This is a genomic window from Stutzerimonas tarimensis (assembly GCF_042648805.1).
Classification (GTDB): domain Bacteria; phylum Pseudomonadota; class Gammaproteobacteria; order Pseudomonadales; family Pseudomonadaceae; genus Azomonas; species Azomonas tarimensis.
Window position 1 is genome coordinate 154,887 of record NZ_JBHRXZ010000017.1, and the last position, 26,888, is coordinate 181,774.

Annotated in this window: 23 protein-coding genes and 1 other RNA gene; 14 read left to right on the forward strand and 10 right to left on the reverse strand. The window is 65.4% G+C overall.

The features are described from left to right. Positions 1-79 precede the first annotated feature (79 nt). The 3 genes from ubiD to ACFOMF_RS07680 all read left to right on the forward strand — a co-directional run bounded on the left by ubiD (position 80) and on the right by ACFOMF_RS07680 (position 3,028). Positions 80-1,546: a 4-hydroxy-3-polyprenylbenzoate decarboxylase gene (ubiD, locus tag ACFOMF_RS07670; protein WP_386363176.1), complete on the forward strand. Its 1,467-nt coding sequence runs from the start codon at positions 80-82 to the stop codon at positions 1,544-1,546. A gap of 67 nt (positions 1,547-1,613) precedes the next feature. Further along, positions 1,614-2,585, forward strand: coding sequence for a CDP-6-deoxy-delta-3,4-glucoseen reductase (locus ACFOMF_RS07675; protein ID WP_386363179.1), 972 nt, complete (start codon positions 1,614-1,616; stop codon positions 2,583-2,585). Between the two features lie 95 nt (positions 2,586-2,680). Further along, positions 2,681-3,028, forward strand: coding sequence for a flagellar basal body-associated FliL family protein (locus tag ACFOMF_RS07680; protein ID WP_386363602.1), 348 nt, complete (start codon positions 2,681-2,683; stop codon positions 3,026-3,028). Here ACFOMF_RS07680 and ACFOMF_RS07685 read toward each other — a convergent pair. Continuing rightward, the gene (locus ACFOMF_RS07685) at positions 3,022-3,477 is read right to left on the reverse strand and encodes an EVE domain-containing protein (RefSeq protein WP_386363182.1); all 456 of its coding nucleotides are present in this window, start codon (positions 3,475-3,477) and stop codon (positions 3,022-3,024) included. The genes ACFOMF_RS07680 and ACFOMF_RS07685 overlap by 7 nt on opposite strands. Before the next feature lie 181 nt (positions 3,478-3,658). Here ACFOMF_RS07685 and ACFOMF_RS07690 point away from each other — a divergent pair, with 181 nt between their 5' ends. Continuing rightward, positions 3,659-3,793, forward strand: a complete 135-nt coding sequence (locus tag ACFOMF_RS07690; protein ID WP_386363184.1) for a hypothetical protein — start codon at positions 3,659-3,661, stop codon at positions 3,791-3,793. On the opposite strand, the gene ACFOMF_RS07695 is transcribed toward ACFOMF_RS07690, so the two are convergent. The 4 genes from ACFOMF_RS07695 to ACFOMF_RS07710 form a co-directional block, all read right to left on the reverse strand. Next, on the reverse strand, positions 3,774-4,409 hold the full coding sequence (locus ACFOMF_RS07695; protein ID WP_386363187.1) for a 5-formyltetrahydrofolate cyclo-ligase: 636 nt from the start codon (positions 4,407-4,409) through the stop codon (positions 3,774-3,776). The two genes, ACFOMF_RS07690 and ACFOMF_RS07695, sit on opposite strands and share 20 nt — an antisense overlap. A 3-nt stretch (positions 4,410-4,412) precedes the next feature. After that, a non-coding RNA gene (gene ssrS / locus ACFOMF_RS07700) (6S RNA) lies at positions 4,413-4,591 on the reverse strand. Positions 4,592-4,624: 33 nt separating this feature from the next. Then, on the reverse strand, positions 4,625-4,939 hold the full coding sequence (locus ACFOMF_RS07705; RefSeq protein WP_386363190.1) for a cell division protein ZapA: 315 nt from the start codon (positions 4,937-4,939) through the stop codon (positions 4,625-4,627). Then, a complete protein-coding gene (locus ACFOMF_RS07710) occupies positions 4,936-5,145 on the reverse strand; it encodes a TIGR02449 family protein (RefSeq protein ID WP_386363192.1) in 210 nt (69 codons plus the stop codon). The genes ACFOMF_RS07705 and ACFOMF_RS07710 overlap by 4 nt, the downstream gene beginning before the upstream one ends. 111 nt (positions 5,146-5,256) lie before the next feature. Here ACFOMF_RS07710 and ACFOMF_RS07715 point away from each other — a divergent pair, with 111 nt between their 5' ends. From ACFOMF_RS07715 to gcvP, 9 genes are all read left to right on the forward strand, one after another. Next, the gene (locus ACFOMF_RS07715) at positions 5,257-5,814 is read left to right on the forward strand and encodes a YecA/YgfB family protein (protein WP_386363195.1); all 558 of its coding nucleotides are present in this window, start codon (positions 5,257-5,259) and stop codon (positions 5,812-5,814) included. A gap of 12 nt (positions 5,815-5,826) precedes the next feature. After that, positions 5,827-7,155 (forward strand): Xaa-Pro aminopeptidase, encoded by a 1,329-nt coding sequence (pepP, locus tag ACFOMF_RS07720; RefSeq protein WP_386363198.1) that lies wholly within the window; start codon positions 5,827-5,829, stop codon positions 7,153-7,155. Continuing rightward, a complete protein-coding gene (gene ubiH / locus ACFOMF_RS07725) occupies positions 7,152-8,330 on the forward strand; it encodes a 2-octaprenyl-6-methoxyphenyl hydroxylase (protein ID WP_386363201.1) in 1,179 nt (392 codons plus the stop codon). Before pepP ends, ubiH begins: the two co-directional genes overlap by 4 nt. Positions 8,331-8,369: 39 nt before the next feature. Then, positions 8,370-9,593 carry a 2-octaprenyl-3-methyl-6-methoxy-1,4-benzoquinol hydroxylase gene (locus ACFOMF_RS07730; RefSeq protein WP_386363204.1) on the forward strand — a complete coding sequence of 408 codons (1,224 nt, stop codon included), beginning with the start codon at positions 8,370-8,372 and terminating at the stop codon, positions 9,591-9,593. An 80-nt stretch (positions 9,594-9,673) separates the two neighbouring features. Further along, on the forward strand, positions 9,674-10,675 hold the full coding sequence (locus ACFOMF_RS07735) for an extracellular solute-binding protein (protein ID WP_386363207.1): 1,002 nt from the start codon (positions 9,674-9,676) through the stop codon (positions 10,673-10,675). An 88-nt stretch (positions 10,676-10,763) separates the two neighbouring features. Continuing rightward, positions 10,764-12,377: an ABC transporter permease gene (locus ACFOMF_RS07740; protein ID WP_386363210.1), complete on the forward strand. Its 1,614-nt coding sequence runs from the start codon at positions 10,764-10,766 to the stop codon at positions 12,375-12,377. Between the two features lie 113 nt (positions 12,378-12,490). Further along, positions 12,491-13,573: a glycine cleavage system aminomethyltransferase GcvT gene (gcvT, locus tag ACFOMF_RS07745; protein ID WP_386363213.1), complete on the forward strand. Its 1,083-nt coding sequence runs from the start codon at positions 12,491-12,493 to the stop codon at positions 13,571-13,573. Positions 13,574-13,601: 28 nt separating this feature from the next. Then, positions 13,602-13,985 carry a glycine cleavage system protein GcvH gene (gcvH, locus tag ACFOMF_RS07750; protein ID WP_386363216.1) on the forward strand — a complete coding sequence of 128 codons (384 nt, stop codon included), beginning with the start codon at positions 13,602-13,604 and terminating at the stop codon, positions 13,983-13,985. Positions 13,986-14,066: 81 nt separating this feature from the next. Then, a complete protein-coding gene (gene gcvP, locus ACFOMF_RS07755) occupies positions 14,067-16,940 on the forward strand; it encodes an aminomethyl-transferring glycine dehydrogenase (RefSeq protein ID WP_386363219.1) in 2,874 nt (957 codons plus the stop codon). A gap of 117 nt (positions 16,941-17,057) precedes the next feature. Here the strand turns inward: gcvP and ACFOMF_RS07760 are convergent, their stop codons facing one another. The 3 genes from ACFOMF_RS07760 to ACFOMF_RS07770 form a co-directional block, all read right to left on the reverse strand. Continuing rightward, entirely contained in the window at positions 17,058-17,360 is a 303-nt protein-coding gene (locus tag ACFOMF_RS07760) for a DUF2388 domain-containing protein (protein WP_386363222.1), read from the reverse strand. Positions 17,361-17,374: 14 nt separating this feature from the next. Next, positions 17,375-21,052, reverse strand: a complete 3,678-nt coding sequence (locus ACFOMF_RS07765; RefSeq protein ID WP_386363225.1) for a PAS domain-containing protein — start codon at positions 21,050-21,052, stop codon at positions 17,375-17,377. Positions 21,053-21,209: 157 nt separating this feature from the next. Beyond that, positions 21,210-22,796 (reverse strand): L,D-transpeptidase family protein, encoded by a 1,587-nt coding sequence (locus ACFOMF_RS07770; protein WP_386363228.1) that lies wholly within the window; start codon positions 22,794-22,796, stop codon positions 21,210-21,212. 119 nt (positions 22,797-22,915) lie between these two features. Here ACFOMF_RS07770 and ACFOMF_RS07775 point away from each other — a divergent pair, with 119 nt between their 5' ends. Next, entirely contained in the window at positions 22,916-23,605 is a 690-nt protein-coding gene (locus ACFOMF_RS07775) for a murein L,D-transpeptidase catalytic domain family protein (RefSeq protein ID WP_386363231.1), read from the forward strand. 51 nt (positions 23,606-23,656) lie between these two features. On the opposite strand, the gene ACFOMF_RS07780 is transcribed toward ACFOMF_RS07775, so the two are convergent. Next, positions 23,657-25,438, reverse strand: a complete 1,782-nt coding sequence (locus ACFOMF_RS07780; protein WP_386363234.1) for a GspE/PulE family protein — start codon at positions 25,436-25,438, stop codon at positions 23,657-23,659. Positions 25,439-25,480: 42 nt separating this feature from the next. Then, positions 25,481-26,839 carry a CYTH domain-containing protein gene (locus ACFOMF_RS07785; protein WP_386363237.1) on the reverse strand — a complete coding sequence of 453 codons (1,359 nt, stop codon included), beginning with the start codon at positions 26,837-26,839 and terminating at the stop codon, positions 25,481-25,483. Between the last annotated feature and the right edge of the window lie 49 nt (positions 26,840-26,888).

The window sequence follows — 26,888 nt, forward strand, 5'->3', positions numbered from 1 at the left end:
CTGCAAGCTGTAGGTGGCCGGCGGGTTTGCGGCCTCCTGATGACGGCTTGAAGCTTGCAGTTTGAAGCCTGAAGCTTCGATGAAATATTCCGACCTCCGCGATTTCATTCGCGCCCTCGAACAGCGCGGCGAGCTCAAGCGCGTCGATGTCCCTGTGTCCCCTGTGCTGGAAATGACCGAGATCTGCGACCGGACCCTGCGCAAGCAGGGGCCTGCGCTGCTGTTCCAGAAGCCGGTCGGTTTCGACATGCCGGTGCTGGGCAATCTCTTCGGCACACCGCAGCGGGTCGCGCTGGGCATGGGCGCCGAAAGCGTGAGCGAGCTTCGCGAGATCGGCAAGCTGCTGGCCTTCCTCAAGGAGCCCGAGCCGCCGAAAGGGCTGAAGGACGCCTGGTCCAAGCTCCCGATATTCAAAAAGGTCTTGTCCATGGGCCCCAAGGTGCTCAAGGACGCGCCCTGCCAGGAACTGATCATCGAGGGCGAGGATGTCGACCTGGCGAAGCTGCCGGTGCAGACCTGCTGGCCCGGCGATGTCGGGCCGCTGATCACCTGGGGCCTGACCGTGACCCGCGGACCCAATAAGGAGCGGCAGAACCTGGGCATCTATCGGCAGCAGGTGATTGGCCGCAACAAGGTCATCATGCGCTGGCTCAGCCACCGCGGCGGCGCACTGGATTTTCGCGAGTGGTGCCAGAAATACCCGGACCGCCCGTATCCGGTGGCCGTGGCGCTCGGTGCTGATCCGGCGACCATTCTAGGTGCGGTGACCCCGGTTCCAGACAGCCTGTCCGAGTACGCTTTTGCCGGCTTGCTGCGCGGCAATCGCACCGAGCTGGTGAAGACGATCGGTAGCGATCTGCAGGTGCCGGCCAGTGCCGAAATCGTCCTGGAGGGCCATATCCATCCTGGCGAAATGGCCGATGAAGGTCCCTATGGCGACCACACCGGCTACTACAATGAGGTCGACCGATTCCCGGTGTTCACCGTCGAACGCATCACCCACCGGCGCGACCCGATCTACCACAGTACCTACACCGGGCGGCCACCGGATGAGCCGGCGATCCTTGGCGTGGCGCTGAACGAAGTGTTCGTGCCGATCCTGCAGAAGCAGTTTCCGGAGATCGTCGATTTCTACCTGCCTCCCGAGGGATGTTCCTATCGCATGGCGGTGGTGACCATCAAGAAACAGTACCCGGGGCACGCCAAGCGCGTGATGCTCGGAGTCTGGTCGTTCCTGCGCCAGTTCATGTACACCAAGTTCGTGATCGTCACCGACGACGATATCAACGCCCGCGACTGGAACGACGTCATCTGGGCGATCACCACGCGCATGGATCCCAAGCGTGATACGGTACTGATCGACAACACGCCGATCGACTATCTGGATTTCGCCTCTCCGGTGTCCGGGCTGGGTTCGAAGATGGGGCTCGATGCCACCCACAAATGGCCAGGTGAAACCTCCCGCGAGTGGGGGCGAGCCATCATCCAGGACGAGGCAGTCAAGCAGCGGGTCGACGACCTGTGGAATAGTCTGGGAATAGACTGAGCGGCGAGGCCGGGCCGATGTCCAGGGCCCCCGTCGCCGGGCTGATCCGCATGAAGAGAGACACAGCGTGAAAGTAACCCTGCAACCCTCCGGTGCGGTGCTCGACGTCGCTCCCGACGAAACCGTTCTCCAGGCGGCTCAGCGGCTGGGCTACGAATGCCCGCAAAGCTGTCGCAACGGCAACTGCCACATCTGTGCGGCGCTGCTGGTGGAAGGCCGGGTCAGCCAGCGCGGCAAGGAAGTGAGCGAAGGCGAAGTCTTCACTTGTCTTGCCCGACCCCTGGGCGATTGCCAGTTGCACTGGGACGGCGTGCTGGCACGGGGCGAGCTTCCCGTGCGCGAGCTGGTCTGTCAGGTGGTCGAGTGCCGTGCGGTGGGAGGCGACGTGTCTCGCGTCATGCTGCGCGCCCCGGCAGGCAGGGTGCCGCGCTATCACGCCGGACAATATCTGCTGCTGCAGCGCGAAGACGGGGAGTACTCGGCCTTTTCCCTTGCCTCGGCCCCGCACGCGGGACGCGATCTCGAGCTGCACATCCTGGCGCGGGATCTCCCCGCACAAGCCCTGCTGGCGCACCTGAAGCGCGAAGGTTTCGCCCGGGTGCGCATGCCCTTCGGTGATACCCATCTGGCCGACCTGCCGGCGGGACCGCTGGTATTGCTTGCCGCTGGCACCGGGATGGCGCAGATGCACAGCCTGATCGAGCACTGCCGGGCCAATGGCTTCGCTCATCCCCTTCATCTCTACTGGGGTGTGCGTGTGCCTGATGACTTCTACGAACTGCCGCACTGGCAGGACTGGCAGGCGCTGCCCGGGCTGCATATTCATCGGGTGGTCAGTGACGTCTGCGCCTGGGATGGTCGCTGCGGCCTGCTGCACGAGGCGGTGGTGGAAGATTTTCCCGATCTGGCCGGACTGCATGTGTATGCCAGCGGGTCGCCAGCGATGGTCTATGGCACCCTGGACGCCCTGGTGGCGGCGGGGATGGATGCGCATCAGATGAGAGCGGATGTCTTCGCCTACGCGCCCCGCAAGGGCTGAAGACTGTCTTTCGGTGGTCCGCTGCGCCGGCCGCCTGAACCCTGTCGAGGTTGCCAGTGAAGTACTGGATAGCGTTGTTCCTGCTGGTTTGGTCCCTGCTCAACACTGTGCTGGCGGAAACCGGCCCGGTGTCTTATGTGAACCTGTCGCCTTCCCTGGTCGGTAACTATGGCGAAGGGCCAAGGCTGACCTACTACAAGGCGGACGTGGCGCTGCGCGTCAGCAGCAGCCTGGCCAGTGACCGGGTCAAGCATCACGAGCCGCTGATTCGCAACGAGCTGGTCATGCTCTTCGCCGAGCAGACCGACGAGAGCCTGGGTAGTCCGGACGGAAAGGAAGAGCTGCGGCAGGTCGCGCTCAAGCGGGTCCAGGACGTATTGCTGCAGGAGGAAGGCCAGCAGTTGGTGGACGATCTGCTGTTCAACAACCTGATCATTCAGTAGTTCGCCAAGGCCAGTACTGACTGCCATTCGGCTTCGCTCACGGGCATCACCGACAACCGGTTGCCCCTGGCCAGCAAGGGCATCCCGGCGAGTGTCTCCTGGGATTTGAGCAGGCTGAGTGGCAACACCTCTCTGAACGAGCTGACGAAGCCCACGTCCACTGCGCTCCAGCGATTGTTGTCCGCGCTGGAGGCGGGGTCATGGTACGGGCTCGTGCTGTCCAGTGCGGTCGGGTCGGGACGAGCCTTGGAGAGGATCCGCCCGATTCCGGCAATGCCCGGAACCGCGCAGCTGGAGTGGTAAAAGAAGAACAGATCCCCTTCTCCCATGCTGCGCAGGTAGTTGCGTGCCTGATAGTTGCGCACGCCGTCCCAGCGCGCGTCATGACGCTGCTGGAGGTCCTCGATGGAAAACTCGTCCGGCTCGGATTTCATCAGCCAATACGGCATGGGTCTTGCTCCTTGGGGTTTGCCGTCACGCCAGTTGACGTCAGCTTGACGCGCGGTGATGGCAATTGCGAATGGGTGCACCTTGCCTGAGAATGCCGCGCGGTAAACTTCGGCTCATTTTCGCAGCGGGGCGGTGCGGCCCTGTGGCAACAGGGCCCCTTGAAGGGGAAGGCGAGATTCTATGAAGCGCAAGCCGGATATTCTGTGGGTGCTGGTCATGTTGTTTGGCCTTGGGGTGGTCACTACCGGCTACACCCAGGGGCTCATGGTCGAAAGGGCTGACCAGCCTCTGCCGGTCAGTCAGGTACAGCGCTGAGCCTGCTCTGCGCTTCAGGGTACCAGCCGGCGTCGGTGACGGTTGCCTGCAGTGGGACGTCCCAGCGCTCCAGGGGTAGCTGGTCAACCTTCTGACATTCGTGGGCCAGCCCGATAAGCACCGGGCGCGTGGCATTGTTCCGGCGTTGACGAAAGGCCAGGCTGCGGTCGTAGAAGCCGCCGCCCATGCCCAGGCGCCCGCCTTGTGGATCGAATCCCACCAGCGGCATCAGAAGCAAGCTCAATGCCCAGGTGGGTCGCTGACGGGCGCGCGATGGCCTTGGCTCGGCAATACCGAAGCGGTTGGGGTAAAGCTTTTCGCCCGGCTCGATTCGCTGAAACACCATGCGGGTCCGCGGCCAGGCGTTCAACAGGGGCAAATAGACGATCTTGCCGCGTCGCTGGGCTTCTTCGAGCAGGGGGCGAGGGTCGATTTCGCCATCGTTGGGCAGGTAGAGTGCAATGTGTCGCGCGCGACGAAAAAGAGGGTGGTGACTCAGTTGGCCGCGGAGCTTTCGTGCGGCCTGACGTTGCGCCGAGCTGCCGAGCTGGCGTCGGGCCTGGCGAAGAAGACGCCGCAGTTCGCGACGGGAGAGACCCTGCGCAGAGAGGGTCAAGAATGGCTCCCCAGCATGCCGCTGCCGGCGTAGGCCCTTGAACCCGAAAGTTCAAGGTGGTGACTGCCGAAGACCTTAAGGCTTTCCGTCAGGCGGACATGCACACCGGCCTCACGTACAGTCCCCATTTTATTACGTATCGGGAGAGGGTCATCGCCAGCTGGCGAACATGCCAGGGAGTTGCGACCAGTATACCGCAATGTGCCGGCCGTCCGTCAGTCGCCTATCGATTTCGGATTATTGGCGAGGGCGCCATCGACCCGATCGAGCAAGCGGCGTACTTGGTCGCGGCTGCTGCTGGCTTCGGTTCGCAGATGCTGCTGGCGCTCGAGAAGCTCGTGGGTAATGTTCAGTGCTGCCATCACTGCGATCCGGTCGGACCCGATGACCTTTCCACCGCTGCGGATTTCCCGCATCCGGCCGTCCAGATAGCGTGCGGCATTTTCCAGGTTGCTGCGTTCTTCAGCTGGACAGGCGATGCAATATTCCTTGTCCATGATGTGCACGGTAACGGTCGTCGACTGAGTCATGAATCCTGCTCCAGGGCTTTCAGGCGCGAAATCATCGATTCGACCTTCAAACGTGCCATTTCGTTCTTTTCGATCAGGTGGGCGCGTTCCTGCCGCCATGCCCGCTCATTATCCAGCAGTTGCCGGTTCTCGGATTCGAGCCGCGCGATTCGCTGAATCAGCAGATCCAGCTTGTTCTCCAGCAGGTTCAGGTCGGCGTCTTCCATGGGCTCACCGGGTCGCGGGCGGGAGAGGGGCTTGGTGGTCTTGGTTTGCCAGCCAATGCTAGGATACTGAACAGTCATTCTAGTCATTGCCAGGGTTTGCGCCTAGCCGTCATGTCGATTCAAAACGCTTCACCCTACGCTGCCTTCGCTGGCCTGCTGCAAGGCAGCGCCAATCCCGTCACTCCTGCCGAACTGCATGGCCTGCTGCTGGGGCGCAGCTGCGCGGGTGCTGGTTTCGAGACGCAGGGCTGGTTGGCAGATGCCGGCGAGTTGCTCGGCAGCGAGCCCGAGGGCGGTCTTCGCCAGGCACTTGTCGGCCTGCAGGAGATGGTCCGCGGGGAGCTCACCGGCGACGATGTTTCGCTGGTCCTGCTGCTCCCTGCTGACGACGAGCCGCTGTCGTCGCGAACTTTCGCGCTGGCCCAGTGGTGCCAGGGCTTTCTGGCCGGGTTCGGGCTGGCGGCAGGCCAGCGGACACTGAGCGAGGAGGGCACCGAGGTGCTCGAAGACCTGGCGGCGATCGCTCAGGTCCAGGATGTGCTGCAGGAGTCCGAGGACGGCGAGAACGACTACATGGAAGTGATGGAATACCTGCGCGTCGCGCCGCTGCTGCTGTTCACCGAGTGCGCCAAGGCGCCTGTCGACCAGCCGAAACCCTCCCTGCACTGACCGAGGTTGCCCATGATCCGCATCCCGAGCTTGGAATACGCACGTCGCCGCCAGGCCCTGATGGAAAAGATGGGGCCTGACAGTATCGCCATCCTGCCAGCGGCGCCGGTGCATATCCGTAACCGCGATGTGGAGCACGACTATCGCCAGGACAGCGATTTCCAGTACCTGTCCGGCTTTTCCGAGCCCGAGTCCGTGATGGCGCTGATCCCCGGGCGCGAGCATGGCGAATACGTGCTGTTCTGCCGCGAGCGCAATCCGGAGCGAGAGCTCTGGGACGGGCTGCGCGCCGGGCAGGAAGGCGCGGTGCGCGATCATGGCGCCGACGATGCCTTCCCCATCGGCGATATCGACGAGATCCTGCCCGGACTGATCGAGGGGCGCTCGCGGGTCTACTACGCCATTGGCAGCCATCCCGAGTTCGACCAGCAACTGCTCGAGTGGATCAACGCCATTCGCGCCAAGGCTCGGCAGGGTGCCCAGCCGCCGCGCGAATTGGTGATGCTCGAGCCCCTGCTGCACGATCTGCGCCTGTTCAAGAGCGAGGCCGAGGTCGAGGTCATGCGTTACGCCGCGCAGGTGTCCGCCGGAGCGCATGTGCGGGCGATGCAGGCCTGCCGCGCCGGACTCAACGAGTACCACCTCGAAGCCGAACTCGAGTATGCCTTTCGCCAGGGAGGGGCCAAGCGCGCCGCCTACGGCTCGATCGTCGGGTCTGGTCGCAATGCCTGCATCCTGCATTATCGCGAGAACGATGCGTTGCTTCAGGACGGTGATCTGGTGCTGATCGACGCCGGCTGCGAAATCGACTGCTATGCCAGTGACATCACCCGGACCTTTCCCGTCAGCGGGCATTTCTCTCACGAGCAGAAAGCGCTGTACGAGCTGGTCCTGGCGGCGAATGAAGAAGCCTTCAGGCACATCGCGCCCGGACGCCGCTGGAACGAGGCGCATGAGGCCACGGTACGGGTGATCACCGCTGGCCTGGTCGAGCTTGGGTTGCTCGAGGGTGAAGTCGACGCGCTCGTCGAAAGCGAAGCCTACAAGCCGTTCTACATGCATCGCGCCGGGCACTGGTTGGGCATGGATGTCCATGACGTCGGCGAGTACAAGGTCGCTGGCGAGTGGCGGGTGCTCGAGCCCGGCATGAGCATGACGGTCGAGCCGGGGATCTACGTCGCCGTCGATAACCAGAGCGTAGCGCCGCAATGGCGCGGCATCGGCATCCGCATCGAGGACGACGTGGTGGTGACGGCCGATGGATGCGAGATTCTCACGCACGGCGTGCCCAAGACAGTCGTCGAGATCGAAGCGCTGATGGCTGCGGGCCGCGCCCGGTGAGCCAAACCGATATCGCCATCATCGGTGGCGGACTGGTAGGTGCCAGCCTGGCGCTGGCCTTGCAGCAGGGTGCGCGGGAACGGGGATGGCGGATTCGCCTGATCGAACCGTTCATCCCAGGGGGCGAATACCAGCCCAGCTACGACGCCAGGGCCTCGGCCCTTTCCTGGGGCACAAGCCAGTTGTACCGGCGCCTCGGCATCTGGCCCTGCATCGCCGAGCGTGCCGAGCCGATCCTGCAGATCCATGTCTCGGAACGCGGTCGGTTCGGCGCGACGCGGCTGGATGCGCGCAGCGAGGGCGTCTCGGCGCTGGGTTACGTGGTGGAGAACGCCTGGATCGGACGTTGTCTCTGGCAGGCGCTGGACGATGAAGTGGTGATCCGCGACTGCCCGGCCGAGGTCGAGTGGCTGACCCCGCAGGCGGGTGGCTACCGGCTCAGCCTGGCTGATGGCCGTCACCTGGATTGCGCATTGGCGATTCTCGCCGACGGCGGTCGCTCGGGCCTGCGCGAGCAGCTTGGCATCGAAGTGCGTCGGCGCAGCTATGGTCAATCGGCGGTGATCGCCAATGTCACCCCGGGGATTAGTCATGCGGGTCAGGCCTTCGAGCGCTTTACCGATGAAGGGCCGGTTGCGCTGCTGCCTCTGGCGGAGAATCGCTGCGCATTGATCTGGTCACGGCCGGACGCGGACGCCCAGGCCCTGGCCGAAGACTCAGACCGGGCCTTCGCCGGGGCGCTGGAGCGAGCCTTCGGTTATCGCCTGGGTGGCTTTCGCCAGATCGGCGAACGGCATCTCTATCCATTGGCGCTGGTCGAAGCCGATGAGCAGGTGCGCTCGGGCCTGGTGATGCTGGGCAACGCCGCGCACAGCCTGCATCCCATTGCCGGCCAGGGTTACAACCTGTCGCTGCGGGATGCGATGGCACTGGCCGCAGCCTTGCTGCGCAGTCCGGCGCCGCCGGGAGATCTGGCCACCCTGCAGGCTTACCTGGCCGCGCAGCGCACCGATCAGCGCCTGACCATGACCTTTTCCGACCGCCTGGTTCGGCTGTTCGGTCATCCGGGGGCCGCGCTTGCGGCAGGAAGGGGCCTTGGTCTGGTGGCGCTGGACCTGCTGCCGGCCGCCAAACGTGAGTTCGCGCGCCAGGCCATGGGGCTGGCAGTGCGATGATGGCCGCCACGGTGGTCGCTACAGGGGCGAGGAGGCGGGATGAAGGCTGATCTGATCATCGTCGGGGCCGGTATGGTGGGCAGCGCCCTGGCATTGGCGCTGCAGGACAGCGGCTTGCGCGTCCTGCTGCTCGATGGCGCTTCCCTGCAGCCCCAGGCCTTTTCCGAGCAGGACCCCTTCGAGCCTCGAGTCAGTGCGTTGTCAGCTGCCAGCCAGCGGATTCTCGAACGCCTCGGCGCCTGGGACGGCATTGCCGCGCGGCGAAAGAGCCCCTACACCGACATGCATGTCTGGGACGGTACCGGCACTGGCGAAATCCACTTCGCTGCCACCTCGCTGCATACCGAAGTGCTTGGGCACATCGTCGAGAACCGCATCGTCCAGGATGCGCTGCTCGAATGCCTGCACGCCGGTGCCCAGGTGGAGTTGCAGGCTGAGGCCAGGCTCGAGGGGCTTCGGCGGGAGGGCTCGCGGTGGACGCTCACCCTGGCCGACGGCCGCCAGTTGCAGGCGCCTCTGGTGGTCGCCGCCGATGGCGGCCAGTCGGCGGTACGGCGCCTGGCCGGTTGTGAAACCCGCGAATGGGATTACCTGCACCACGCCATCGTCACCAGCGTTCGCTGTGCCGAGCCGCATCTGCGCACCGCCTGGCAGCGTTTCACCGAAGACGGTCCGCTGGCTTTTCTGCCCCTGCGGCGCGCAGGCGATCAGGATCACTGGTGTTCGATCGTCTGGTCATGCACGCCGGCTGTGGCCGAGCGGATGATGGCGCTCGAGACCGCGGCGTTCACCGACGCCCTGGCCAAGGCCTTCGAGTATCGCCTGGGTGCCGTGCTCGAGGCTGACGCCAGACTTTGCCTGCCGCTGCGTCAGCGTCATGCCAAGCGCTATGTGCAACCCGGGCTCGCGCTCATTGGCGATGCTGCCCATACCATTCACCCACTTGCCGGACAGGGCGTGAATCTCGGCTTTCTCGACGCAGCCGTGCTGGCTGAAGTGTTGCTCCAGGCAGCAGGGCGGGGTGAAGAGCTCGCCGACCCACGGGTCCTGAGCCGTTATGAGCGACGACGAATGCCACAGAACCTGACGATGATGGCCGCCATGGAAGGCTTCGAGCGGCTGTTCGACGCCGACAATCTGTCGCTGCGGCTGCTGCGCAATATCGGCTTGCGCCAGGTCGAGGCGTTGCCTGCCGCCAAGGCGTTATTCATGCGACAGGCGCTGGGCACCAGCGGAGACCTGCCGGTGCTGGCAAAGCCCTGACAATCACAATGCCTTATTGATAAGGCAAATAAGATTCACTATTATTTGGGGTCTCTTTTACTGATCTAGAGGCACCATCCATGAAGGCAGCTAAAGGAATTGTCGCAGCGCTGGCGTTAGGTGTGGTTTCGGCTTCGCTGCAGGCCGCCGATGCGGTGGTGGTTTATTCTTCGCGCATCGACGAACTCATCAAGCCAGTATTCGATGCCTACACGAAGGAAACCGGGGTCCAGGTGAAGTTCATCACCGACCGCGAAGCTCCGCTGATGGCGCGGATCCGGGCTGAGGGCGCCAACACCCCAGCCGACCTCCTGTTGACCGTGGATGCCGGCAACCTCTGGCAGGCCGAGGAGATGGGCATTCTCCAGCCGTTCGATTCGCAGACGATCAAGGACAACATTCCTGCCCAGTACCGTTCTTCCAGCGATGCCTGGACCGGCCTGACCCTGCGTGCGCGCACCATCGTCTATTCGCCGGAGCGTGTCGAGGAGGGCGAACTGAGCACCTATGAAGCCTTGGCCGACGAGAACTGGGAAGGCCGCCTGTGCCTGCGCACCAGCAAGAAGGTCTACAACCAGTCGCTCACCGCCACCATGATCGAAGCCCTTGGTGCCGAGCAGACCGAGCGGACCCTCAAGGGCTGGGTCGGTAACCTCACCACCGACGTCTTCGCTGACGACACCGCCCTGATACAGGCCATCGATGCTGGCCTTTGCGACGTCGGCATCGTCAACACCTACTACTTCGGCCGTCTGCATGCTCAGAAGCCGGACCTCAGGGCCAAGCTGTTCTTTCCCAACCAGGAAGATCGCGGCGTGCACGTGAACCTGTCGGGCATTGGCCTGACCCGCCACGCGCCGAATTCCGAGGCGGCACTCAAGCTGGTCGAGTGGATGACCGGTGAGCAGGCCCAGGCGATGTTCGCTCAGATCAACATGGAGTATCCGGCCAATCCGGCCGTCGAGCCGTCGAGCGAAGTGGCCTCCTGGGGTGACTTCAAGGCCGACGCGATTCCGGTCGAGGTCGCCGGCAGGCGTCAGGCTGAAGCCATCCGCATGATGGACCGGGTACGCTGGAACTAGGTCATGGGGAGGCTGAGTATTCAGCCTCCACCGCTCCCCTGAGACTCCCGTACGGGCGAAGGGGCTCACACGGATTGTCGAGGCTTTAGTGGCTTACCCCGTTCAGCGCCGTTGGTACCTGCTCTCCTTCGCTGTCGCCGCCGTGGTGCTGCTGCCGTTGAGCGTGCTGCTGCTCAGCTGGCATGAGGTCGACCGCGAAATCTGGTCCCATCTCTGGGAAACCCAGCTGCTTCGACTGATTAGCAACACGCTGACGCTGCTGGTCGGGGTCGGTGTCGGCGTGGTGCTGCTTGGCGTCAGCCTCGCCTGGCTGACCACCATGTGCGAGTTTCCCGGCCGGCGCTGGCTGGACTGGGCGCTGATGCTGCCTTTCGCCATTCCCGCCTACGTACTGGCCTTTGTCTTCATCGGCGTACTGGACTTTTCCGGGCCGGTGCAGTCGCTGGCGCGTGAGTGGTTCGGCAGTGGCGTGCGCTTTCCGCGGATACGTTCGACCGGCGGTGTCATCACCGTGCTGGTACTGGTGTTCTATCCATATGTCTACCTGCTGGCACGCTCGGCCTTCCTGGCCCAGGGGCGTGGCCTGATGGAAGCGGCCCGGGTGCTGGGGCATTCGCCGTGGCAAGCCTTCTGGAGCGTCGCGCTGCCCATGGCCCGGCCAGCGATCGGCGCGGGCCTGGCGCTGGCGATGATGGAAACCCTGGCCGATTTCGGCGCCGTGGCCGCCTTCAACTACGATACCTTCACCACCGCGATCTACAAGACCTGGTACGGCTTCTTCAGTCTCACCAGCGCAACGCAGCTGGCCAGCCTGCTGTTGCTCGGGGTGATGCTGGTGCTCTATGGAGAGCGGCGTGCACGCGGCGCCTCGCGACCGGCCATCGAACGACCACGGGGCGAGCCCTTGTATCGGCTAAGGGGTATCAAGGCCCTTGCCGCCAGCGGCTGGTGCCTGCTGGTTTTTCTCTGCGCCTTCATCATCCCCATGCTGCAATTGCTGGTGTGGGTCTGGGCGCGGGGTCGCTTCGATCTCGATGAGCGCTACTTCTCGTTGATCTCCCGTTCGCTGACCCTCGGCGGGATCGCTGCGCTGCTGACCGTCGCCGTGGCCCTGCTGCTCGCCTTCGCCCGGCGGATGGCACCGGTGCGCCCGGTCAAGGCAGCTGTCGGCCTGGGCAACCTGGGCTATGCCCTGCCTGGGTCGGTGCTGGCAGTGGCCATCATGCTGGCGTTCAGCTTTCTCGACCGCGAATTGGTGATTCCCCTGTCAGGCTGGCTGGGCGGAGCCGGGCGTCCCCTTCTGCTGGGCAGCCTGGCAGCGCTGCTGCTGGCTTATCTGATCCGCTTCATGGCGGTCGCCTTCGGACCTCTGGAGAATGCCCTGGCGCGCATTCGGCCCTCGCTTCCCCAGGCCGCGCGCAGCCTTGGTGTGGGCGGGCCGGCGCTGTTCTTCCGGGTCTACCTGCCGCTGCTGGTGCCTGGCACCCTGAGCGCGGCGTTGCTGGTGTTTGTCGACGTGCTCAAGGAAATGCCCGCGACCCTGCTGATGCGGCCCTTCGGTTGGGACACGCTGGCGGTGCGCATCTTCGAGATGACCAGCGAGGGCGAGTGGGCGCGAGCGGCGCTTCCGGCGGTCACGCTGGTGCTGGTGGGGCTGCTGCCGGTGATCCTGCTGATCCACCGCTCGGCCGGGCGGCGCTAGCCCTCCTTACTGGCTCATGCGCCTCGCCGTGACCTTGCCCGACCTTGCGGCTACAATGCGCCATTCGTGCAACCGGCCGCCGGCCGTGCCGCCTTGTCGGGTAGGAGAAGTCCATGGGTCAACGTACCCCGCTCTATGATCAGCACCTCGCCTTTGGCGCGAAAATGGTGGACTTTGGCGGCTGGGACATGCCGCTGCATTACGGTTCCCAGGTCGAAGAGCATCATCAGGTCCGGCGCGACTGCGGCGTGTTCGACGTCTCGCACATGACCGTCGTGGACATCGAAGGTGGCGACGCCCGTGCCTATCTGCAGCACCTGCTGGCCAATGACGTGGCGCGGCTTACCTCGCCCGGCAAGGCGCTGTACAGCGGCATGCTCAACGAGCAGGGCGGCGTGATCGACGACCTCATCGTCTACCTGACCGACTATGGCTACCGGATGGTGGTCAATGCCGCCACCCGGGAAAAGGATCTGGCCTGGCTGCAGGCCCAGGCGGAGGGCTACGAGGTGGTTCTGCACGAGCGTCGCGAGCAGGCGATGCTGGCGATCCAGGGTCCGCACGCACGGCAGAAGGTCGCCGAGCTGGTGACCGCGTCGCGCGCCTCGCTGATCCACGAGCTCAAGCCGTTCCAGGGTCTGCCCGATGGTGGCTGGTTCATCGCGCGTACCGGCTACACCGGCGAGGACGGCCTGGAGATCATTCTGCCGTCGAGCGAGGCACCGACCTTCTACAATGAGCTGGTGGGCGCCGGCATTGCGCCGATCGGCCTGGGTGCGCGTGACACCCTGCGCCTGGAAGCGGGAATGAATCTTTACGGCCAGGACATGACCGAAGAGGTTTCACCACTGGCGGCCAACATGGGCTGGACCATCGCCTGGGAGCCAGGCGAGCGGCAGTTCGTCGGCCGCGCCGCGCTCGAGGCGCAGCGCGACAGCGCCACGCTGCCGCGCCTGGTCGGGCTGGTGCTGGAGGAGCGCGGTGTGCTGCGCGCCCATCAGGTGGTGCGGGTCGCCGGGCTTGGCGACGGCGAGATCACCAGCGGCAGCTTCTCCCCGACCCTGGGCAAGTCCATCGCCCTGGCGCGAGTACCCGCCGCTACCGCCGACCGGGCGGAGGTGGAAATTCGCGGCAAGTGGTTTCCCGTTCGCGTGGTGCAACCGACCTTCGTGCGGCACGGCAAGATCCTTGTTTAATTGAGCCCACAGTCTTGAGGACACAGGCATGAGCAATATTCCCAGCGAACTTCGATACGCCCCTAGCCACGAATGGGCTCGGCTCGAAGAAGATGGCAGCGTGACCGTGGGTATTTCCGACCATGCGCAGGAGGCGCTGGGCGACGTGGTGTTCGTCGAACTGCCGGAGATGGGTCGTCAGCTGGGCGCCGGCGAGGACGCCGGGGTGGTGGAGTCGGTCAAGGCCGCCTCGGACATCTACGCGCCGGTTTCCGGCGAAGTGATCGCCATCAACGCGTTGCTCACCGATTCCCCGGAGCAGGTCAATGGCGATCCCTACGGCAGCTGGTTCTTCCGTCTCAAGCCGAACGATCCTGCCGAGCTGGACAAGCTGCTCGACGCCGAGGCCTACAAGGCTGTCAGCGAAGCCTGACCCGCACCCAACGATTTAGCGTGTTCCCAGAAAGCCCCGCCGCCTGCCGGTTCGGGGTTTTTTGTCCTTGGAGACAATCCCGTGTCGCAAACCCCTCGCCTTTCACAGTTGCAGCAAGCCGAAGCCTTTCTTCCACGCCACCTCGGCCCGGACGCCACCGAGCAGCAGGCGCTTCTGGCGGCGCTGGGGCTGGCCAGTCGTGATCAGCTCATCGAGCAGACCGTTCCCCCGGCGATTCGGATGCAGGGCGAGCTGGTGCTTCCAGCTGCACTGAGCGAGGGTGAGGCGCTGGCGAAGCTGCGCGGTCATGCCCAGCGCAACGAGTTGTGGACCAGCCTGATCGGCATGGGCTACCACGGCACCGTCACCCCGCCGGTGATCCTGCGCAACGTGCTGGAAAACCCGGGCTGGTACACCGCCTATACGCCTTACCAGCCGGAAATCGCCCAGGGCCGGCTGGAGGCGCTGCTGAACTTCCAGCAGCTGACCATCGACCTGACCGGACTGGACCTGGCCAACGCCTCGCTGCTCGACGAAGCCACCGCCGCGGCGGAAGCCATGGCGCTGGCCAAGCGGGTCGCCAAGAGCAAGAGCAACCTGTTCTTCATCGACGAGAATTGCCACCCGCAGACGATCTCGGTGGTCTGCACCCGCGCCGCGGCGTTCGGCTTCGAGACCCAGGTGGCGCCGCTGGAACAGCTCGGCGAGCGGGAGGTGTTCGGTGCGCTGCTGCAGTACCCCGATACCCACGGCGACATCCGGGATCTCAGGCCGCTGATCGAGACCCTGCACAATCAGAAGGCACTGGCCTGCGTGGCCGCCGACCTGCTGAGCCTGGTGCTGCTGACCCCGCCGGGCGAACTGGGTGCCGACGTGGTGCTTGGCAGTACCCAACGCTTTGGCGTGCCCATGGGCTACGGTGGGCCCCACGCCGCCTACTTTGCCACTCGCGATGAGTTCAAGCGGGCCATGCCCGGGCGGATCATCGGTGTGTCCAAGGACAGCCGTGGCAATGTCGCCCTGCGCATGGCGCTGCAGACCCGTGAACAGCACATCCGCCGCGAGAAGGCCAACTCCAACATCTGCACCGCCCAGGTGCTATTGGCCAACATTGCCGGCTTCTACGCGGTCTACCATGGCCCGGATGGCTTGAAGCGCATTGCCGGGCGTACCCATCGACTCACCGCCATCCTTGCTGCTGGCCTGGCGCGCAAGGGCATGGTGCGGCTCAACCGGCATTTCTTCGATACCCTGACCCTGCAGGTGGACGGTGCCCAGAGCGCCATCATCGATAGTGCCAGGGCGGCGCGGGTCAATCTGCGGATCCTCGGGCGCGGGCGGCTCGGGGTGAGCCTGGACGAGACTTGCACCGCCGAAACGGTGGAGCGGCTGTTCGCCGTTTTCCTTGGGGCCGATCATGACCTGTCGGTGGCGGCGCTGGATGCCGAGGATCTCATAGAGGGCATACCGGCCGAGCTGCTGCGCACCTCGCCGGTGCTGACGCACCCGGTATTCAATACCCACCACAGCGAAACCGAGATGCTGCGCTACCTGAACCGGCTCGAGAGCCGCGATCTGGCGCTGAACAAGGCGATGATCCCGCTGGGTTCCTGCACCATGAAACTCAACGCCACGAGCGAAATGATCCCCATCACCTGGCCCGAATTCGCCAATCTGCACCCCTTCGCGCCCCGCGAGCAGGCGGCCGGCTACAAGGCGATGATCGACGAGCTGGAAAGCTGGTTGTGCGCCATCACCGGCTTCGACGCCATCAGCATGCAGCCTAATTCGGGTGCTCAGGGCGAGTATGCCGGCCTGCTGGCGATCCGCAAGTATCACGAGAGTCGTGGTGAGGCGCAGCGGGACATCTGCCTGATTCCCTCGTCGGCCCATGGCACCAACCCGGCCACCGCGCAGATGACGGGCATGAAGGTGGTGATCGTCGACTGCGACCGCTCCGGCAATGTCGATATCGAGGATCTCAAGCGCAAGGCGGCGCAAGCCGGCGATAGGCTGTCCTGCCTGATGATCACCTATCCCTCGACCCACGGCGTGTACGAAGAGGGCATACGCGAGATCTGCCAGGTCATCCATGAGCACGGCGGCCAGGTCTACATGGACGGCGCCAACCTCAACGCCCTGGTGGGCCTGGCGCAGCCGGCCGACATCGGCGCGGACGTCTCGCACATGAACCTGCACAAGACGTTCTGCATTCCCCACGGCGGCGGCGGCCCGGGCATGGGGCCGATCGGGGTGAAAGCGCACCTGGCGCCCTTCGTGGCCGGTCACCCGGTGGTGGATCTGGATGGGCCGAACCCCGGCAACGGCGCGGTCAGCGCGGCGCCATGGGGCAGCGCCAGCATCCTACCGATCAGCTGGATGTACATCGCGATGATGGGCCCGGGACTGCGCGAGGCTTCGGAAGTGGCGATTCTGAGTGCCAACTACCTGGCCCGGCGCCTGGGCGGTGCCTTCCCCGTGCTCTACTGCGGCCGCAACGGCTGGGTAGCGCACGAGTGCATCATCGACCTGCGCCCGCTCAAGGCCGAGACCGGTATCAGCGAGGAGGACGTGGCCAAACGCCTGATGGATTACGGCTTCCATGCCCCGACCATGTCCTTCCCGGTGCCTGGCACGCTGATGATCGAGCCCACCGAGAGCGAACCCCAGGTGGAGCTGGACCGTTTCGTCGAGGCGATGCTGGCCATTCGTGTCGAGATCGACCGGGTGAAAAACGGCGAGTGGCCGGCTGAAAACAACCCGCTGGTCAATGCGCCTCACACCTTGGCCGACGTGACCGGCGAGTGGAGCCGCCCTTACAGTATTGCCGAAGCCGTCACGCCGACGGCCCACACCCGCGAGCACAAGTACTGGCCCGCGGCGAATCGGGTCGACAACGTGTTTGGAGACCGCAACCTGTTCTGCTCCTGCGTGCCGGTGGAGGCTTATCGGTAAGCCGAGAGCCGGGCAGAGCGCTGGATGCTGGGCGGGGAGTAGCGGCCTCATTTAGCCAGCATTGATGCGCCGGCCGCTGAACGCCGGCACGCCAGCGCTCAGCGGCCGGTCTGCCGGTTATTGCGCGGTCAGGACTGCCGTGGCGAGTTCCATGTCGCTGGCATTCAGCCCGGAATGCTCGCTGCGCATCTCCCGGAGCCAAGCCTCGAGGTAGGGGCCGCGAATGGCGCCTTCGCTGGCGACGAAGCTGCTGGCGTCTTCGCGGGTCGCCACGACCTGCTTGTCATCGCCGCGGAAGGTGAGATAGGTGGTGCCGGTCGTGATGCCCGAGGACAGGATGCTTCGAACGAAGCCGTCTGCCATCGCGGCGGCGGGAAGGACGATGAGGCTGCTCAGGGCGATGATTTTCGTCAGGCGCATGGATCTTCCTCTTGTCAGGGACCCGGCGGGTCGGAAGTGGGATGCCCTGTAGGCTGTTCCGCCTCCATCATCTGGCGAATGCGGCTTGCCAGCAGATCGAGGTTGAACGGCTTGGTGAGCATCTCCGTACCGTTGGACAGGTAATCGCAGCGATTTTCTGCATCGGGTGCGTAGCCTGTTATGAACAGGACCTTCAAGGCCGGGCGGAGCTGGCGGGCCAGCGCTGACAGTTGCCGACCGTTGATGCCCGGCAGACCGACGTCGCTGACCATGAGGTCGATGCGCCGGTTGCCCTGCAACAAGGCGAGCGCACTGTCGCCATCCACCGCTTCCAGTACCTCATAGCCCAGCTCGCGCAAGACTTCCACCACCAGCATGCGCACCGCCGCTTCGTCCTCGACCACCAGCACGGTTTCCCCTGCCCCCGCGCGCGGGACTTCGCCAGCTGCGCCGTGGGGCTCGTGCTCGCTCTTCGCCGTCAGCGATTGATGGTCGCGCGGCAGCAGCAGGGTCATGCGCGTACCTCTGGCGGGTTCGCTGTCGATACGGATGCCGCCGCCGGTCTGGAGGACGAAACCGTAGACCATCGACAGACCCAGGCCGGTGCCCTGGCCGATGGGCTTGGTGGTGAAGAAGGGGTCGAAGGCCTTCGCGATCACCTCTGCCGGCATGCCGCAGCCGCTGTCCTCGACACTTAGCACCAGGTAGTCGCCCGGCTCCAGGCTGTCAGGCTGCGGGCCGCGCAAGGTCAGCGCGCGGGTCTGGATGACCAGCCGTCCGCCCTCGGGCATCGCGTCGCGGGCATTGATCACCAGGTTGAGCAGGGCGTTCTCGAGCTGATGGGCATCGGTGTAGGCCGGCCAGAGCCGCTGTCGCAGGTCGGTATGCAGCTGGATGTGCTCGCCGATAGTGCGCCGCAGCATGTCCTCCATCGACAGCACCAACTCGTTCACATCCACCGGCTGGGTATCTAGCGCCTGGCGGCGGGCAAAGGCGAGCAGGCGGTGGGTGAGGGCGGCGGCGCGATTGGCCGAACTCGTCGCGGCATCCAGATAACGCTGCAGGTCGGCATTGTGCAGCGGGTCGAGGCGACGCTGGATGAGGTCGAGCGCCCCCAGTACGCCGGTCAGCATGTTGTTGAAGTCATGCGCCAGGCCGCCGGTCAGCTGGCCGATGGCTTCCATTTTCTGCGCATGGCGCAGCGCTTCCTCGGCACGCTCGCGCTCACTCATCTCCACCTGCAGGCGGCGGTTGGTATCGGCCAGTTCGTGGGTACGCTCGGTTACGCGCCGCTCCAGGCTGTTGTTGAGCTCGCGCAGCGCCTCTTCGGCCTGGACCTGGGCGGTGATGTCGGTATGGGTGCCAAACCAGCGGATCACCTCGCCGGAGGCATTGCTGATCGGCAGGGCGCATGACAGAAACCAGCGATAGCGGCCGTCGCGACCCTGCAGGGGATGGGTGTCCTCCCAGACCTGGCCGCGGCTGAAGGCCTGCTGCAGCGAGGTGGTCGCGCGCTCCCTGTGCTGGGGGTGGTGGACCGAGCCGATGCCCAACGCGCGCATGGTATCCGGACAGGTGCCGGTTAAATCGTACCAGCGTTTGTTGTACCAGTAGATCTGGCCTGTCGAGTCGGCCATCCAGGCCAGTTGGCTCATGTTGTCGGCAAGGGTGCGAAACTGCTCTTCGCTGTCGCGCAGCGCCTGTTCGGCATGCATGCGTTCATCGGCCGTCCAGGCGCGGTCGGCGACATCGCGGACAAAGAAGATATCCTCGTCCGGCCATGCTCTCGGGCTCTCGTGCATGAGAATCAGGATCGCACTGAGCCGGCCATATTCCATGCGTGGAACGCAGACCAGGCTGCACAGGCCGAACCGCGCATAGCGGGTGGCGTGGGTTGCGGTACGGCGGTCGTGACGGATGTCCTCGATCACCACCAGTGCGCCGTGACGCAGCTCCAGGGCGAGGCCGGGATGGTTGGCGAGCGCCAGGCGTCGTTCGGGGCAGGGAGGTTGCTCCGGCCACTGGTGACAGATCGCTGCCCGCTCGTCAGTCGCGCCCAGGCGCGCCATCAGCACCCGTGTCAGGCGCAGCGTGCTGGCCAGGATGCGTACCGTTTCCCGGTCGATGGTGTCGCTGTCGAGTTGCCCGCGCAGCAGGTCGCCGAGTTCGATATGCGCCGCCTGGCGGCGCTCGGCCTGGCGGCGTTCCTCGATCTGTTCTTCGAGCAGCAGGTTCATCCGTCTGAGGTCGTCGGCGGCGTTGCGCTCGGCGGTGATTTCGCGGATGGTGCCAAGGATGCGCACCGGCTCGTCGTCTACCCGGCGTCCGCGAATGGTCAGCCAGCGCCCGTCGAGCGTGCGGTAGTCCAGGTTGAGCTGACCGTCATGCCTGGCATCGAGCGCATCGGCCAGCGCCGCGCTGAGCCGGGGGCGGTCCTCTGGATGGATGTGCTTGAGCAATTGCTCGAGACTCGGCGCAGGCGCCTCCGGTGCCATGCCCGCCAGCGCCTTGGTCTGGGTGTCCCAGTGCAGGCTGTTGTGCTTCGGATCGAACTCCCAAATGCCGATCGCGGCAATGGCATTGGCCAGGCTGATGCGCTGTTCGGCATCATGCAGTTCGCGGGTAACACGGGTTCGCACCCGCGCGGCACGCAGCCTGATGACGATCTCGCGAACCAGCGAACGTTCCGCCTGGGTCCAGCTGCGTGGGCCTCGGCAGCCCAGCAGCAACAACGCCTGACGTGGCTCATGCAAGGGCGCGAATAACAGGTCCTGGCATTCGAGCCGTTGCCATAGCGCCTGAAGCCCGGTGCTGCCGGGGATGTCCAGGGGAACCGCGGCGTCCTCTTCAAGCCGTTCAGCCAGCGCCTGTGCCCCCTCGCCAAGCGCGAGCCGGCCCTTGGCTTCGGCCAGTTCAGGAGCCCGCCATTCGGCGTCGATCTCCAGTTCACCGCTGTCGGGGTGCAGGAAACCGTGGGCGATGCGATCGACCCCGAGCAAACGGCCGAGACGCTGACTGAGCAGCAGGTCCAGGTCGACCCGGACCACCGATTTCTGCAGGTGATCGCTGAGGTCGAGCATGAAGCTACGCAGTGCCTCGGCGCGGGCACACTCACTGATATCGGTGAAGGTGCAGGCGGCGCCTTGCAATACACCGTCGGCATGGATGGGGGGTACCCGGTACTCCACCGGCAACGGCGTACCATCGGGGCTCGACAGCAGTTCGCAGGCAGCCTGCGCCTGCCGAGCGTTGCGCAGTTGAAGCAGTTCGAGGTAGTGGACCACCTGGCGGGCCATCCCGACCAGTTGAGTCCGCTGCGCATCGGAAAGGGCGTGCGGCTGGCGATCCATCACGCAGAGTACGCCCACTGCCTCCCCGGTGTCGCTGATGAGCGCGACGCCGGCATAGGCACGGATGCCCTGCGCCTGCTCGAGGCTCTGGTCAGCGCCGGTGACCAGGTCAAGGTCGGGTATCTCATACAGCCCTGGGCGTTCCATCGCCTGGGCCGAAAGCGACCGCTGCCACGGCACGGCTTCGGCCGACAACCCCAGGCTTGCTGCGGCCCGGCGCTGGCCCTGATAGAACAAGTGGATGGCGGCGCAGGGCATCTCGCAAAGCGCGGCGGCCAATTCGGCGAAGCGCTGCAACTCCGCATCGAGGGGAAGGAAGGATGGGCAACTAGGGGCCGGCACGGCCTGTCGATCCGCTTCGTTCCATGAAGCTGGACTGGGTGTCTGGTTCAAAGGTATCCACTTGGCTTTCCCTGGCCTGATAAGGGAACGACCGCGCCAGAGCGGAAAACGTCCCAAGGCTTTTCATGGCCTTTGGACGCTGCGGAAGACGCCGAGTTCAGCGGGCGATGGATCGCCCCTCGCTCATGGCGCGATTCAGCGCAGCGATCAGTGCCGCGTCCTGGCGATAGATGTCGGGGCGGTAATGGGCTGTGCCCAGCGCATCGGCTTCGGCGGTCCAGTAGCCCAGCAGAACCGGCGTCGGGCGTTGCAGCCGATACTCGTAGGTCCGGCCGAGCGCCAGACGTCGCTCGACCGTGTCACGCTCGGCCTCGGTCAGCAACTGCTCGACCAGGCCCAGGGCCGCCTCGACGCGGACGCAGCCGGAGCTGGTGGCGCGTTCGGCCGAGGCGAAGAGGCGCTGGCTGGGTGTGTCGTGCAGGTAGATGGCGAAGGGATTGGCAAAGCGCACCGCGACCTGGCCCAGCGGATTATCGGGGCCCGCCTCCTGGCGTAGCATCACCCCGGAGGGCGCGTTCCAGTCCACTGTGGCCGGATCGACCGGGTGCCCTTGGAAGTCGAGCACCTGCAGCCGGCTGCGCGTCAGGTACTCGGGGTCCTGGCGAATCTGCGGCAGCTTGTCCTCGCGCAGGATGGTCGGTGGCACTGTCCAGGTAGGGTTCAATGTCAGGCGGGTGATCGTGGACTTGAGCTGGGGCGTGGCGCGGCCTGCACGGCCCACCTGGGCGCGGGTCTGCCAGACCGCCTGGCCGTCACGGTACAGCGCCAGCTGCGCGCCAGCGATGTCCACCAGCAGCAGGTCGGGCTCGAGATCCCTGGCAAGCCAGCGCCAGCGTTCGAGATTGGCGCGCAGCCCGTGGAGGCGTGAAGCAGGGCTGATGTTCAGCTCGTGCAAGGTGGCCGGGCCGAGTATGCCGTCGGCCTGCAGACCGTGATCCTGCTGAAACGCCCGCAGCGCATTGACCAGCGCCGGGTGGTGGTGGGTCGCCGGTTCGCTCGCGGGCGGCAGGTAGCCGGCCATCTGCAGTCGCGCTTCGAGCCCTGCAACCCGTGGGTCGCTCATGCCCGGGCGAAGCAGGGGGCCGGAGGCGAGGGCGAACCAGTCTGCCAGCGGCTCTTGGCGCGCCCGTGCATAGGCGAGGCGCAGATGCCGGTATTGCTCTGCGGCTGGGCGGGCCTGCTCGAAAGCGCGCGCCGGGTCGGCAAGCCCGGCCTTGGCCAGCGCAAGGGTGGCCCTGATTTCATCGCCGGTGTGCTCGCGTTCGCGCCAGAGCGGTTCGTAATCGCGCTGCGCCAGGCGGCCGCGTGCCAGGTGGCGCAGGGCATCGAGATAGCCACGGGTGAGCAGCAGGTCCTGACAGGCCGCTGTAGCGGCGGGCTGGTCGAGACTCGGGGCGGGAAATGGGTCTGGCAGGTATTCGGCGGGTTCGAGACCATCGTCAGCCAGCGCCTCGAACGCGCTACGCAGCGCCTGGAGGCGGCCCGGATCGCTCCAGAGCGGGCGACCTTCACTCGTCCCGTAGAGCGACGCCAGCAGCTCTGCGTTGCCCGCGTAGCCTGTATGCAACAGAGGCGGGCAGGACTGCGCCGGGTCGTCGAGGACCTGTTGCAATCCGGTGGCATGAGCGCCCAGCGAGGCCAGGCCCAGGCTGGCGATCAGACAGATGGTTCGTGGATCGGGCAAGGCTAGGCTCCAGGTTGGTCTCGCGCTGGTAGACTCGGGCGATACGCGGCTGCGGTGCCGGGAGCCCTCTCGAGCGAGACTGCGGCCAGGAGCCTGTGACACACGGAGTCTGTTTCCCCATGCGGCATTTCTTCGGGCGAATCTGCCTGGCGTTCGGCCTGTTGCTCTGGTCCCATTCCTCTATCGCGTCCGCACTGACCGACAGTCTCGCACGGGTCGCACCCTCGCTGGATACCCGGGTGTTGCAACAGGCCGTGTCGGCCATGCAGTGCGCGGTCCGCAACGGCGCCAGCCCGGCGGCGCGGCTGGCGGTGGTGGACTATTCCCGGCCCTCTTCGGAGCCGCGTCTGTGGATCTTCGATCTGAACGAGCGCCGTCTGCTGCTCGAGGAATTTGTCGCCCACGGCTCGAAGTCGGGCGAGAACCTGGCCGAACGTTTTTCCAACATCCTCGGCAGCCACCAGACCAGCCTGGGCCTGTTCCGCACCGCGGAAAGCTACCAGGGCCGTCACGGCTATTCGTTGCGCATGGATGGCATGGAACCGGGGGTCAACGACCGCGCCCGGGAGCGAGCCATCGTCATCCATGGTGCGGACTACGTCGATCCGGACTGGATTCCTCGCCAGGGCCGCATCGGCCGTAGCCAGGGCTGCCCCGCGGTGCGCCGGGGGATTGCCGAGACGGTGGTCGACAACCTGAAGGACGGGCAGTTCCTGTTTTCCTGGTACCCCGACCCGCACTGGCTGGAAACCTCGGTCTTTCTCAATTGCGATGCCCAGCGCGTGGCAAGTCTGGTGCGCGGGTCATAGGCTGGCAGCAATCCCTGGGCTGTTCGGTCGCTGCAATGGCCTGACCGTCGCCTAGCGCTGCTCGCTCATGGGCGTTACCCGCAGGACTTCGTCGATGCTGGTCTGTCCGGCGGCGACCTTTTGCGCGCCCGACAGGCGCAGGCTGCGCATGCCGTCCTTGAACGCCTGGCGGCGTAGGGCGAGGAGGTCGGTGTCGGCGGTGATCAGCGGCTTGAGCGCGTCGTCCATCAGCATGATCTCGTAGACCCCGGCACGTCCGCGATAACCCGTGTCGCGGCACTCGCTGCAGCCGACCGGCCGATGCGCCTGGGTCGGCAGCGGCGCGCTCCAGGGGCGGGTGAGGTCGTGCCAGGCGTCTTCGGCCAGTTCGGTGGGTGCCTTGCAGTGCGGGCAGAAGGTGCGGACCAGCCGCTGCGCCATCACCCCGAGCAGGGTCGCCTTGATCAGGTAGTGCGGCACGCCGAGCTCCAGCAGCCGGCTGATGGCGCTGGGCGCATCGTTGGTGTGCAGGGTCGAGAGCACCAGATGCCCGGTCAGGGCGGCCTGGACGGCCATCTCGGCGGTTTCCAGGTCGCGGATCTCGCCCACCATGATGATGTCCGGGTCCTGGCGCATCAGGGCGCGCACGCCGCTGGCGAAGGTCAGGTCGATGTTGTGCTGAACCTGCATCTGGTTGAAGGCCGGCTCGATCATCTCGATGGGGTCTTCGATGGTGCAGACGTTCACCTCGCTGGTGGCGAGCTGCTTGAGTGTGGTGTAGAGGGTGGTGGTCTTGCCCGAGCCGGTGGGCCCGGTGACGAGAATGATGCCGTTGGGCTGGCTTGTCATCTGCCGCCAGCGACGCAGGTCGTCGGCGGAAAAGCCCAGCTGGTCGAAGCTTTTCAGCAACACTTCCGGGTCGAAGATGCGCATCACCATCTTCTCGCCAAAGGCGGTGGGCAGGGTCGACAGGCGCAGCTCCACCTCGCCGCCATCCGGGGTGCGGGTCTTGATCCGGCCATCCTGGGGCTTGCGCTTTTCCGCCACGTTCATCCGGCCAAGGGTCTTCAGGCGGCTGATGACCGCCATGGTCACCTGCGGCGGGAACTGATAGACGTTGTGCAGCACCCCGTCGATGCGAAAGCGTACGGTGCCCGCCTCCCGGCGCGGCTCGATGTGGATGTCGCTGGCGCGTTGCTGATAGGCGTACTGGAACAGCCAGTCGACGATATTGACGATGTGCGCGTCGTTGGCGTCGGGCTCCTGATCGCTGGCACCGAGGCTGGTGAGCTGCTCGAAGTTGCCGACCCCGCTGATCTTCTCGCCGGAGGCACTGGCGCCCCTGACCGAGCGGGCCAAACGGTAGAACTCGACGGTGAAGCGCTGGATGTCGACCGGATTGGCGATCACCCGCTTGATCGGTCGCTTCAATACATGAGTCAGGTTCGCTTCCCAGCTGTTGACGAAGGGCTGGGCACTGGCAATGGTCACGGCGTCCGGGGTCGCTGCCACGGCGAGAATGCGGTGCCGCTGGGCAAAGGCAAAGGACATCAGCGGAGTGACGGCGGCGACGTCGATCTTCAGGGGGTCGATGCGCAGGTAGGGCTGGCCGGCAAATTCGGCCAGCCACCGGCTCAGGGTTTCCAGGTCCAGCTTGCGGCCCGGATGGTGACGGTCCTCGAGCTGCTGTCCAGCGAGAAACTCCAGGGGATGCTGCTGATTGTGGACCGCGCTGCGGCGAACCGCGTGGCAATGCTCGGCGGTTTCCTGGTCGATCCTTCCGTCGGCGACCAGGGCCCTCAGCAGATCGGCGAGTTCGAGGCTGCGGTCGGCGTACGAGACTTGGCTGGACATGGATTCCCTTGGCGGTGACGGAGTGGTCGGCGCCCGACGAGGTTATTTCATCAGTTCCCGGAATGCCTTGAGCGTCCACAGGGTCCTTGCCTGTTCGGCCAGGGCTTCGAACTGAACGCCCTGCTCGGCCAGCGCGTGGAGCTTGGCCAGCTCGCCGAACAGGCGATCGGCTTCGCTCAGCACCAGCGTACTGCGCGCCAGGCGCAGCCAGACGAGCATGCGTTCCAAGCGCGGCAGTTGCTCTGACTGTAGCTGCTCGGGCTGATGCCCGTAGCGATCCAGGCGCAGCGCCTGGGCTTCTTCGGCGAGCGTACGGGGTAGCCATTTGCCGATCACCGCCTCGCCCTGGCGATCGCCACGTGCATTGCGTCCAATGGTCCAGCCGCGGGTAAGCAGCCAGTGGGCAATCTGCAGGGACAGCAGGCCCCAGCGCGGCTGCTCCAGTTCGCCGGCGAAGCGTTGCGGGGCGCTCTGGCGTATGGCGTCGTCCCCCTGGCCGGCCACCACGATCGGCCGCCACTCCAGGATCAGCGCATCCAGGCCTTCGCGTAGCGCACGGCTGCTGGCGCGCGGCGCGGCAGAACCCAGGCTGGCGAGCAGGGCACGCAGGTCGATGAGCTGTTGCAGCCAGTCGACCAGCAGCGTCCAGTGCCCGTTGAAGCGATACTGCTCGGCCAGTCGCTGGCTCGTGCCGAGCAACTGCCAGGCGAGGGTGGCGAAAACCCGGTCAAGGGAGTCGCCGGGTCCTGGGGCGACAGGCGCCGGACGCAGCCTGTAGCCTGCTGGATCATGCAGGCGGTAGCCGCGTTCGGCCTTGCTGATGTCGCAGGGCATCAGCGGCAGGTCAGCGGCCAGTTCGATAGCCAGCTCCAGCAGTGCCACCGGCTCCCCCTGGCGCAGCTCCAGTTCGAGTTCGCAGATCTCTTCCTCGCTATCGCCAGAGACCACCCGGCCCAGGTCCAGCGCCGCTTCGATAACCACCCGGGCCTTGCCGCGGCCCCAGGCGATGTCGGCCTTTTCTCGAACGAAGTCGGTGCGAAAGATCGGTGCCAGGCGGTTTTTGTCCAGCGTCGCCAGGGCTGCCGGCCAGCAGCTGTCGTCCAGCTTCGACAGGTCCAGTTCCGGGCGCTCCAGATACCAGTCCCACTCGTTGCGCTCGGACAGTCCGGCGACGCTCTGGCCGCGGCTCTTGAGGGTCTGGATGGAGGTCTCGCCATCGCGCCGCAGGCGCAGGGCGACGCATGCCGCGGATAATTCGCGGTCAGGCGTGTCGTAGTACTGATTGAAGAGTTCGTGCCGTTGCCAGCCGCTCTTGCTGCGTTTCTTGAGTAGCGGGTGCTGACGCAGGGCAGAGAGGGTATCGCGGCTGGCGCGTAGCTTGATTTCGGTTTCTTTGTGCATGTGCCGGGTGGGCCTAGAATCGTTCTGATAGAATCCGCGTCCCTTACAG

Bases quoted from the DNA above. Each gene is read 5' to 3' on its own strand.
- ubiD (WP_386363176.1), top strand. From the start codon at position 80: ATGAAATATTCCGACCTCCGCGATTTCATTCGCGCCCTCGAACAGCGC.
- ACFOMF_RS07685 (WP_386363182.1), bottom strand. From the start codon at position 3,477: ATGCCGTATTGGCTGATGAAATCCGAGCCGGACGAGTTTTCCATCGAG.
- ACFOMF_RS07690 (WP_386363184.1), top strand. From the start codon at position 3,659: ATGAAGCGCAAGCCGGATATTCTGTGGGTGCTGGTCATGTTGTTTGGC.
- ACFOMF_RS07705 (WP_386363190.1), bottom strand. From the start codon at position 4,939: ATGACTCAGTCGACGACCGTTACCGTGCACATCATGGACAAGGAATAT.
- ACFOMF_RS07710 (WP_386363192.1), bottom strand. From the start codon at position 5,145: ATGGAAGACGCCGACCTGAACCTGCTGGAGAACAAGCTGGATCTGCTG.
- ACFOMF_RS07715 (WP_386363195.1), top strand. From the start codon at position 5,257: ATGTCGATTCAAAACGCTTCACCCTACGCTGCCTTCGCTGGCCTGCTG.
- pepP (WP_386363198.1), top strand. From the start codon at position 5,827: ATGATCCGCATCCCGAGCTTGGAATACGCACGTCGCCGCCAGGCCCTG.
- ACFOMF_RS07730 (WP_386363204.1), top strand. From the start codon at position 8,370: ATGAAGGCTGATCTGATCATCGTCGGGGCCGGTATGGTGGGCAGCGCC.
- ACFOMF_RS07735 (WP_386363207.1), top strand. From the start codon at position 9,674: ATGAAGGCAGCTAAAGGAATTGTCGCAGCGCTGGCGTTAGGTGTGGTT.
- gcvT (WP_386363213.1), top strand. From the start codon at position 12,491: ATGGGTCAACGTACCCCGCTCTATGATCAGCACCTCGCCTTTGGCGCG.
- gcvH (WP_386363216.1), top strand. From the start codon at position 13,602: ATGAGCAATATTCCCAGCGAACTTCGATACGCCCCTAGCCACGAATGG.
- ACFOMF_RS07760 (WP_386363222.1), bottom strand. From the start codon at position 17,360: ATGCGCCTGACGAAAATCATCGCCCTGAGCAGCCTCATCGTCCTTCCC.
- ACFOMF_RS07775 (WP_386363231.1), top strand. From the start codon at position 22,916: ATGCGGCATTTCTTCGGGCGAATCTGCCTGGCGTTCGGCCTGTTGCTC.
- ACFOMF_RS07780 (WP_386363234.1), bottom strand. From the start codon at position 25,438: ATGTCCAGCCAAGTCTCGTACGCCGACCGCAGCCTCGAACTCGCCGAT.
- ACFOMF_RS07785 (WP_386363237.1), bottom strand. From the start codon at position 26,839: ATGCACAAAGAAACCGAAATCAAGCTACGCGCCAGCCGCGATACCCTC.